Source organism: Rhodovulum adriaticum (assembly GCF_004345735.1).
GTDB lineage: Bacteria > Pseudomonadota > Alphaproteobacteria > Rhodobacterales > Rhodobacteraceae > Rhodovulum > Rhodovulum adriaticum.
Genome location: NZ_SLXL01000001.1, coordinates 711,558 through 721,196 on the forward strand (window position 1 = coordinate 711,558; position 9,639 = coordinate 721,196).

Below are 9,639 nucleotides of genomic sequence, written 5' to 3' on the forward strand. Positions count from 1 at the left end.
CGGGATTATTCCGCCGGAACCGCGCGTTCCTCGATCCCCAGGGGATGGGACAGTTTGTCCAGCATCTCCTTGGGGCAGACCTGGACGAAGTTGCCCTTTTCCAGATCCCAGTGGGTCAGGATATCGCGGGCCTTGCGGCTGCCGGTTTCCGCGACATGGGCCTCGATCAGGCCTTTCAGTTCGGCCTCCCAGTGCTGGACGGTGACCTTGCAGGTGACCAGGGTTTCCATGTTCATCCGGTCTGCGGCCTGCCCCTCGGGGTCATAAAGGTAGGCCATGCCACCGGTCATGCCGGCGCCGAAATTCGCCCCGATGGTGCCCAGGATCACCGCAACGCCGCCTGTCATGTATTCGCAACCGTTGGAGCCGCAGCCCTCGACCACCACCTTGGCGCCCGAGTTGCGCACGGCGAAGCGTTCACCCGCCCGGCCCATGGCAAACAGGTACCCGTCGGTCGCGCCGTAAAGGACCGTGTTGCCGATGATCGTGTTGTCGGCGGCCACCAGCGTCGAGGACAGCGGCGGGCGCACCACGATGGTGCCCCCCGACAGGCCCTTGCCGACATAGTCGTTGGCGTCGCCCGCGACCACGATCTTCAGCCCCGGGGCCGCAAAGGCGCCCAGCGACTGGCCCGCGCTGCCGGTCAGCTTTACCGTCAGGTGGTCGGGCTGCAGCTTGTTGCGCATGCCGAAGCGGTCCACGATGTGGCTGGAAACCCGCGTGCCGATGGTGCGGTGGGTGTTACGCACCGCATAGGACAGCTGCATCTTTTCGCCATCCTCGAAGAACGGGCCCGCATCGCGCAGGATTTCCGCGTCCAGCGTATCGGGCACCTCGGTCCGGGGGCGGGTGCGGTCCACCTGCGGGATTTCGCTGGCATCCACCCGCACCAGCAGCGGGTTCAGGTCCAGGTCGTCCAGGTGGGCGGACCCGCGGCTGATCTGCGTCAGCAGGTCGGTGCGGCCGATGATTTCATCCAGCGAGCGCGCGCCGATCCGGGCCAGGATTTCGCGGACCTCCTGCGCGTAGAAGGTGATCAGGTTCACCACCTTGTCGGCGTTGCCCGTGAACTTGGCCCGCAGCTTTTCGTCTTGGGTACACACGCCCACCGGGCAGGTGTTGGACTGGCACTGACGCACCATGATGCAACCCATGGCGATCAGGGCGGCGGTGCCGATGCCGTATTCCTCGGCCCCCATCATCGCGGCCATGACGATGTCGCGCCCGGTGCGCAGGCCGCCATCGGTGCGCAGGGTCACGCGTTCGCGCAGGTTGTTCATCGACAGAACCTGATGCGCCTCGGTCAGGCCCATTTCCCAGGGCAGGCCCGCATATTTGATCGATGTGGCCGGGCTGGCGCCGGTGCCGCCGTTATGGCCGGAAATCAGGATCACGTCGGCCTTGGCCTTGGCCACGCCCGCGGCGATGGTGCCGACCCCCGAAGAGGCCACCAGTTTCACCGTCACCTTGGCGCGCGGGTTGATCTGTTTCAGGTCGTAGATCAGCTGCGCCAGATCCTCGATCGAGTAGATGTCGTGGTGCGGCGGCGGGCTGATCAGCGTCACGCCCTTGGTGGAATGGCGCAGCCGCGCGATCAGGTCGGTGACCTTCATCCCCGGCAACTGGCCGCCCTCGCCGGGCTTGGCGCCCTGGGCGACCTTGATTTCCAGTTCCTCACAATGGGTCAGGTATTCGGCGGTCACGCCGAACCGGCCCGAGGCCACCTGCTTGATCTTGGCGGACGGGTTGTCGCCATTGGGTTCAGGGTGGAAATGCGCCGGATCCTCGCCGCCCTCGCCGCTGTCGGATTTCGCGCCGATGCGGTTCATCGCCACCGTCAGCGCCTTGTGCGATTCGGGGCTGAGCGCACCCAGCGACATGCCCGGCGTCACGAACCGCTTGCGGATCGAGGTAACGCTTTCGACCTCTTCAATCGGGACCGGCTTGCCGATGGGCTGCATCGCCAGCAGGTCGCGCAGGTGGATCGGCGGGTTGGACTGCATCGCGGCGGAAAACTGTTTCCACACCTCGAAACTGGCAGTGTCGCAGGCGCGTTGCAGCAGGGCCATGGTCTTGGCCTCCCAGGCGTGGGATTCACCCGTGCGCCGCGCCTTGTAAAAGCCGCCGATGGGCAGGACATCCTGACCGCCGCGCCAGCCCATCTTGTGGACCTCTTCCAGCTTGTGCTGGATGCCGTTGATCCCGATGCCGGAAATGCGGGAATGCATGCCGGGGAAGTATTCGGCGCACATCGCGCGGGACAGGCCCACCGCCTCAAAGTTCAGGCCGCCGCGATAGGACGAGATCACCGAGATACCCATCTTGGACATGATCTTCAGCAGGCCCAGGTCGATCGCCTTGCGGAAACGGGCCACCGCCTCGGTCAGGGAGCAGTCCAGCAGCCCGCGTTCGATGCGGTCGGCCAGGGTATCCTCGGCCAGGTAGGCGTTGACGGTCGTCGCGCCGCAGCCGACCAGCACGGCAAAGTAATGCGGGTCCACGCATTCGGCCGACCGCACGTTCAGCGAGGTAAAGGTCCGCAGCCCCTTGCGCGTCAGCCAGCTGTGCACGGCGGACGTCGCCAGGATCATCGGCATCGGCACGCATTTTTCGGACTGGTGCTGATCGGTCAGAACCAGGTGCCCGGCGCCGGAACGCACGGCATCCTCTGCCTCGGCGCGGATACGTTCCAGGCCCGCGCGCAGGGCGTCGGGTCCGGCATTCGCCGGGAAGGTGCAGTCGATTTCCGCCATCGGCACGACGAATTCGCTGACCAGCTTGTCGAACTGGGCGTTGCCCAGGAACGGGCTTTCCAGCGCGATGATGCGGGTCTGGCTGCCGTCCTCGTCCAGCACGTTACGCAGGTTGCCAAAGCGGGTTTTCAGGCTCATCACCCGGTATTCGCGCAAGCTGTCGATGGGCGGGTTGGTGACCTGGCTGAAGTTCTGCCGGAAGAAGTGGCTGAGCGGGCGGTACTTGTTCGACAGCACCGCCGAAGGCGTGTCGTCGCCCATAGACGCGATGGCCTCTTTGCCGTCATCGGCCATGGGCATCAGGATCTGTTCGACCTCTTCGACCGAGTAGCCGGCCGCGATCTGCCGCTTGCGCAGTTCGCCACCCTTGAACAGCGGCTTTTCGTCGACCCCGGCCAGGGCGTCGTCCAGTTCGTCCACCTTTGCCAGCCATTGATCGAAGGGCTGGCTGGCGGCCAGCATGTCCTTCAACTCGGCATCGTGGTAAAGCTTGCCCTCTTTGGTATCGACGGCGATCATCTGGCCCGGCCCAAGCGCGCCCTTTTCGCGCGCGGTGGCCTCGTCCGTGGGGACCATGCCGATTTCGGACCCCGCGATCAGCAGCCCGTCGCCGGTCACGACATAGCGCATCGGGCGCAGGCCGTTGCGGTCCAGCCCGCCGCAGACCCAGCGGCCATCGGTCATCGCCAGGGCGGCGGGGCCGTCCCAGGGTTCCATAACCGAGTTCACATAGGCGTACATGTCGCGCCAGCCCTGAGGCATTTCCAGCGCCTGTTTCGACCAGGCCTCGGGGACCAGCATGGTTTTCGCCATGGGCGCGCTGCGGCCCGCGCGTACCAGAACCTCGAACACCGAATCCAGCGCGGCCGAGTCCGACGACCCCTGCGCCACGATCGGCTTGATATCCTCGGCCAGCTCGCCAAAGGCAGAGCTTGCCATGCGGATTTCATGGCTTTTCAGCCAGTTCAGGTTGCCCTTCAGCGTGTTGATCTCGCCGTTATGGGCCAGCATGCGGAAGGGCTGCGCCAGCCACCATTGCGGGAAGGTGTTGGTGGAATAGCGCTGGTGATAGATGGCAAAGGACGACTTGAACCGTTCGTCCTGCAGGTCGGGATAGAATTCTGCCACCTGCTCGGCCAGCATCATGCCCTTGTAGATGACGGACCGGCAGGACAGCGAACACAGGTACAGCGTGGGCACCTGGGCGGCGGCGGCGGCCTTTTCGATGCGGCGGCGGATGACGTAAAGCTCGCGTTCAAAGGTTTCCTCGTCCACGCCCTTGGCGTTGGAAATCAGGATCTGTTCGATCTCGGGGCGCGTCGCGTTGGCCTTTTCGCCCAGGCACGAGGTATCCACCGGAACGTGGCGCCAGCCATAGATGTAATAGCCCATCCGCAGCACCTCGGTTTCCACGATGGTGCGGCAGACCTCTTGCGCGCCGAAATCGGTGCGCGGCAGGAACACCTGGCCCACGGCGATCAGCTTGTCCGTGTCCGGTTCGTGCCCGGTCTGGCGGATCTGGTCATAGAAGAAGGGCACCGGGATCTGGACATGGATGCCCGCGCCGTCGCCGGTCTTGCCGTCGGCATCGACCGCGCCGCGGTGCCAGATGGCCTTCAGCGCGTTGATGCCGCTTTCCACGACCTGACGCGAGGGTTTGCCGTCGATGGCAACGACCAGGCCGACCCCGCAGGACGAATGTTCATCCTCGGGGTGGTACATCCCGTTTTCGGCCATGTAGGCGCGCTTGGCTTCTTCCTGGGCCACCCAGGCGGTATCGAATTTCGTCATGGTCATACCCTTTCGCTAGCGGGTCGGGGCGCGCGGCGGGCGCGCCCGGATCATGGTCCTGTCGGCAGGTTCCGGTTACTCGGCCGCGACGCTCGCGGGCTGGGCAAGGTAGGTGAGAATGCTGTCGGCGGCCTCGCGCCCGTCGCGGATCGCCCAGACCACCAGCGAGGCGCCGCGCACGATGTCGCCCACGGCATAGACGCCGGGCAGGGCGGTGGCGTGGGTGCCGAACTCGGCCTTGATGGTGCCCCAGCGGGTCACTTCCAGTGCCTCTTCGCCCCACAGCGTCGGCAGATCCTCGGGTTCGAAGCCCAGGGCCTTGATGACCAGGTCGGCGGGTTCGGCGTAATCGGCGCCCTCGATCACCTCGGGGGTCTGGCGGCCGGTGGCGTCCGGCGGGCCAAGGCGCATCTTCTGCACCATCACCGCCTCGACCGGGTCGCCGGCAAAGCCCTGCGGCGCGGACAGCCAGACGAATTCCACGCCCTCTTCCTCGGCGTTCTGCACCTCGCGCTGGGACCCCGGCATGTTGGCCCGGTCGCGGCGGTACAGCAGCTTGACCGACTCCGCGCCCTGGCGGATCGCGGTGCGCACGCAGTCCATGGCGGTGTCGCCGCCGCCGATGACCACCACGCGCTTGCCGTTCGCGTTCAACTCGCCCGAATCGTATTCCGGCACATCGTCGCCAAAGCTGACGCGGTTCGACGCGGTCAGGTAATCCAGCGCGGCCACGATGCCCGCCGCCCCAGCGCCGGGGCCGGTCAGGTCGCGCGCCTTGTAGACGCCGGTAGCGATCAGCACCGCGTCATGCTTGCCGCGGATCGCGTCAAAGCTGATGTCGCTGCCCACGTTGCAGTTCAGCACGAATTCGACGCCGCCTTCCTCCAGCTGGGCGACGCGGCGCATGACCACGTCCTTTTCCAGCTTGAAGCCGGGAATGCCGTAGGTCAGCAGCCCACCCGCGCGGTCGTGGCGGTCGTAGACGGTCACCTGGATGCCGGCACGGCGCAGCCGGTCGGCCGCAGCCAGCCCGCCGGGGCCTGCACCAATGATGCCCACGCTTTCGGGGCGCTCTTCGGCAGGTTTGATCGGCTGAACCCAACCTTCGTCCCATGCGGTGTCGGTGATGTACTTTTCGACCGAGCCGATGGTGACGGTGCCGTGGCCCGATTGTTCGATCACGCAATTGCCTTCGCACAGGCGGTCCTGCGGGCAGATGCGGCCGCAGATTTCCGGGAAGGTATTGGTGTATTGGCTCATCTCGTAGGCTTCTTGCAGCCGCCCCTCGGCGGTCAGGCGCAGCCAGTCGGGAATGTTGTTGTGCAGCGGGCAATGCGCCTGGCAATAGGGCACGCCGCACTGGCTGCACCGGGCGGCCTGCTCGGCGGCCTTCGTGTCGGCGTACTCGGCATAGATTTCGTTGAAATCATGCGCGCGCGCTTCGGCCTCGCGCTTTTCAGGCATTTCCTTCGCCACGGAGACGAACTGGAGCATTTTTTGCTTCGACATCGTGCTCTCCTCCGGCACAGACTTCGGCTATCGAACGCTTTCTATACGGGTGGGTGGCGGAAAAGAAAAGTAAGCAATGCTGACCATAATGCGATTATTTTCCCAATCCCGACGAAAGTTTGGCGGATTTTATGCGGAAAAGGGTAAGCTTAACTTACCCATGTGCGCGCTTCTCATTCCGAATCAGGCCACTATGCTGGCGCTGACCCATACATGAGGCCTACATGCCACTTTATCACCTGCTGCTGCTTGCCGTCATTCAGGGCGTGACCGAGTTTCTGCCCATCTCGTCCTCTGGCCACCTGATCCTGTTGCCCGGCCTGACCGGGATGGCCGACCAGGGGCTGGTGATCGACGTTGCCGTGCATGTGGGCACGCTGGGCGCAGTTGTGCTGTATTTCCGCAAGGACGTAGCCCTGGCGCTGGGCGGGTTGGGGCGGCTGGCGCGGGGCCAGATCGACACGACCGGCGCCTTTCTGGCGCTGTGCCTGATCGTGGCCACGATCCCGGTGATGATCCTGGGTCTGGTCATCAAGCTGACCGGCCTGGACGAGGCCTTGCGCAGCATCGCGGTGATCGGTTGGACGATGCTGCTGTTCGGCCTGCTGCTGTGGGTCGTGGACATGCGCGCGCCGCGGGTCCGCAAGGCGCCGCAATGGACGCTGAAGCATGCGATCATCATGGGGCTGTGGCAGGCGGTGGCGCTGATCCCCGGCACCTCGCGGTCGGGGATCACGATCACCGGGGCGCGGGCGTTGGGCTATGACCGGGTGGGCGCGGCGCGGCTGTCGATGCTGATGTCCATCCCCACGATCCTGATCGCCGGACTGGTTGTCGGCGGAGAGGTGGTGCTGGACGCCGATATGGCCATGCTCCGCGACGGCGCGATCGCCGCCGCGTTTGCCTTTGCCTCGGCGCTTGCGGCGCTGGCGGTGATGATGCGGCTGGCGCGCAGCATCAGCTTTACCCCCTACGTGCTCTACCGCGTCATCCTGGGGCTGGTGCTGCTGTATGTCGCCTACGTCTAGGGGCGCAGCCGCTTGGCGGATTCGCGCACCTCGTAAAACTGCCCGGCCGGGCGATAGCGCCACAGGTATTCCGGCAGCACCGCATCCATCGCCGTGGGCGCGATTCCCAGTTCGGGCAGGCCGGGCATGCCCGCGCCGACCACGTTATCCTGGCTGAGGCTGCGCACCTGGTCGCGGGTCAGGATGCTGTTGGTGAACAGCCCCAGCGACAGCGATTGCAACAGATCAAAGGCCGTGCCCATCGCCGCCGACAGAGGCAGCGGCAAGCCGATGACCCAGGTGCCGGGACGGCGGACGATTTCCAGCATGTCCTCCATCAGGTCAGCAAAGCTCTTGGCCTCGGGGCCGCCCAGTTCGTAGATGCCCGGCGCGGCCTTGCCGGTCACGCCCATAACCGCGGCCTGCGCGACGTCATCGACATAAACCGGCTGAAAGCGGCTGCCCGCGCCGGTGATCGGCAGAACCGGCAGAAAGCGCGCCATGCTGGCAAAGCGGTTGAAGAACTGGTCCTCGGGGCCGAACACGATGGACGGGCGCAGGATCACCGCGTCGGGGAAGTGTTCCAGCACCGCCTTTTCGCCCAGCCCCTTGGATTGTGAATAAAGGCTGGGGCCGTGCGCATCGGCCCCGATGGCCGACACATGCACCATCCGCGCCACCCCGGCGCTGGCGGCCTCTTGGGCGATATGCTCGGCGCCGTGATGCTGGACCAGGCCAAAGGTGTTGCGCCCGACCTCGTTCAGGATGCCCACGCAGTTGACCACCGCATCGGCGCCCTTCATCGCCGCCGCGACCGAGTCGCGGTCGCGGATGTTGCACAGGACCGGCTCCACCTGGCCCACCGCACCGTAGGTGCGCACGAACAGCGCCTCGTTCGGGCGGCGCACGGCGACACGGACGCGCCAGCCCTCTTGGGCCATGCGGCGCGCGATGTAGCGGCCCACGAAACCGGACCCCCCGAAAATGGTGACAAGCCGCGACATGACAGGGTCTCCTCCAACCTGAAATCTTGCCATGGATATAGGGTTGCGGCCCCGGTGAGCAAGCCGCGCCGCAGGTCATGTCATTTTCGTGTAAAATGGCCGTTGACACTCCCTGCGGCCCCCTTTAAGTCACCGCCTCACGCACACCGGCCCAGGTGGCGGAATTGGTAGACGCGCTAGCTTCAGGTGCTAGTGTCCGTATGGACGTGGAGGTTCGAGTCCTCTCCTGGGCACCATTATCAGCTCCAAACCGTTGTTTTGCCTCAGCTTTATCTCAGGATAGAGCGAGCGTAGAACATGGCGGAGAACAAAACTGCACCTCATTCATTTGTCAAAGACGGCATCTACTACTTCGTGAGACGTGTCCCCAAGGACCTGCAGCATCACTACACATCACCAAAAATCTCATTCTCGCTTCGCACGAGGGCAGCATCTGTCGCTACCTCTCGCGCACTCAGAGCGGCGCAACAACTCGATGAACACTGGTATTTCCTCAGGATCAACGATTGCGATCTACCGGGAAAGCACATGCTGCGTTTGGCGCAGAATACCAACGCCGCTCACAACATGGCGATCTCCTCTGCTGCAGCAGCCGATACAGTGAAGCTCTCGGAGGCCGTGGGTATCTACCTGAGGCTCAAGGGCCAAGGTCGTCCCGTTACCTTTCATCGAGCAGCTGAACGCTCCTGCGGCTACGTGATCGACGTTTGCGGAGACAAGGACATCACTGCCTACAGCAAGGCTGACGCGAACGCCTTCCGCGACAGCCTTATTGAACGCGGTCTGGCAGGTAGTAGTATGACGCGGGTTATCGGAACAGTGCGTTCGGTTTTCAACTTTGTCGCCGCCGAAGTAGGCCTCGACATCACCAATCCATTCGGCAAGGTCTACTACGACCGCAACGCAGGCGTTGAAGATCGGGAGCCGCTGACGCTCAAAGCCATTCGCACCCTGCAGAGTGAGTGTCGCAAACTTGACGATGATCTGCGCTGGCTGGTTGCCTTGGTTTCCGACACAGGGATGCGTCTCGCTGAGGCCGCTGGTCTGTCTGTGGAGGACCTCAAGCTTGACGATCCAATACCTCATGTAGTCGTTCGGGAGCGTCCTTGGCGTCGCTTGAAGACCGCAGGCAGCAGCCGCGTGGTTCCTCTTGTGGGTGAAGCGCTCTGGGCAGCTCAGCGCATCCACGACAGCGCCAAGGATAGCGAGTTCGCTTTCCCGCGATACAACAAGAACGGCCAGACCAACGCTAACTCAGCGAGTGCGGCACTGAACAAATGGGTGAAGCCATACGTCAGTGGCAAAGCCACCATGCACGGTTTCCGCCATTCGATGCGCGACAGGCTCAGGGCAGTTGAATGTCCTGCAGATATCGTGGACCAGATCGGTGGCTGGCAGACTGAGGGCGTTGGACACGGATACGGACGGGGTTATCCGTTGAGCGTATTGTCGAAGTGGATGGGGAAGGTGGCGTCCGAACCGAGACTGTGCAGAATTCTGTGCCCTGGCGTGGTAGCTCTGAGATGAGGAGACCCACGTATGAGCATCGACAAAGACCTTCTGGACCAGCTGATG

The 9,639-nt window shown here is 64.2% G+C and carries 5 protein-coding genes and 1 tRNA gene; 3 read left to right on the forward strand and 3 right to left on the reverse strand.

Annotated elements, in window-relative coordinates; genetic code table 11:
• Positions 1-5: 5 nt before the first annotated feature.
• Entirely contained in the window at positions 6-4,544 is a 4,539-nt protein-coding gene (gene gltB, locus EV656_RS03375; RefSeq protein WP_132599423.1) for a glutamate synthase large subunit, read from the reverse strand.
• A 75-nt stretch (positions 4,545-4,619) separates the two neighbouring features.
• On the reverse strand, positions 4,620-6,053 hold the full coding sequence (locus EV656_RS03380) for an NAD(P)-dependent oxidoreductase (protein ID WP_132599425.1): 1,434 nt from the start codon (positions 6,051-6,053) through the stop codon (positions 4,620-4,622).
• A 224-nt stretch (positions 6,054-6,277) separates the two neighbouring features.
• Between EV656_RS03380 and EV656_RS03385 the strand changes: the two genes are divergently transcribed.
• Positions 6,278-7,081 (forward strand): undecaprenyl-diphosphate phosphatase, encoded by an 804-nt coding sequence (locus EV656_RS03385; RefSeq protein ID WP_132599427.1) that lies wholly within the window; start codon positions 6,278-6,280, stop codon positions 7,079-7,081.
• Here the strand turns inward: EV656_RS03385 and EV656_RS03390 are convergent.
• Entirely contained in the window at positions 7,078-8,064 is a 987-nt protein-coding gene (locus tag EV656_RS03390; RefSeq protein ID WP_132599429.1) for a complex I NDUFA9 subunit family protein, read from the reverse strand. The genes EV656_RS03385 and EV656_RS03390 overlap by 4 nt on opposite strands.
• Before the next feature lie 149 nt (positions 8,065-8,213).
• On the opposite strand from EV656_RS03390, the gene EV656_RS03395 reads away from it, so the two are divergent.
• Both EV656_RS03395 and EV656_RS03400 read left to right on the forward strand, forming a co-directional pair.
• Positions 8,214-8,300: transfer RNA gene (locus EV656_RS03395), tRNA-Leu, on the forward strand.
• A 61-nt stretch (positions 8,301-8,361) separates the two neighbouring features.
• Positions 8,362-9,591, forward strand: coding sequence for a DUF6538 domain-containing protein (locus EV656_RS03400; protein WP_132599431.1), 1,230 nt, complete (start codon positions 8,362-8,364; stop codon positions 9,589-9,591).
• The last annotated feature ends 48 nt before the right edge of the window (positions 9,592-9,639 follow it).

Excerpts from the sequence above, each read along its gene's own strand:
- EV656_RS03400 (WP_132599431.1), top strand. The coding sequence starts at position 8,362 with ATGGCGGAGAACAAAACTGCACCTCATTCATTTGTCAAAGACGGCATC.
- EV656_RS03380 (WP_132599425.1), bottom strand. The coding sequence starts at position 6,053 with ATGTCGAAGCAAAAAATGCTCCAGTTCGTCTCCGTGGCGAAGGAAATG.
- gltB (WP_132599423.1), bottom strand. The coding sequence starts at position 4,544 with ATGACGAAATTCGATACCGCCTGGGTGGCCCAGGAAGAAGCCAAGCGC.
- EV656_RS03385 (WP_132599427.1), top strand. The coding sequence starts at position 6,278 with ATGCCACTTTATCACCTGCTGCTGCTTGCCGTCATTCAGGGCGTGACC.
- EV656_RS03390 (WP_132599429.1), bottom strand. The coding sequence starts at position 8,064 with ATGTCGCGGCTTGTCACCATTTTCGGGGGGTCCGGTTTCGTGGGCCGC.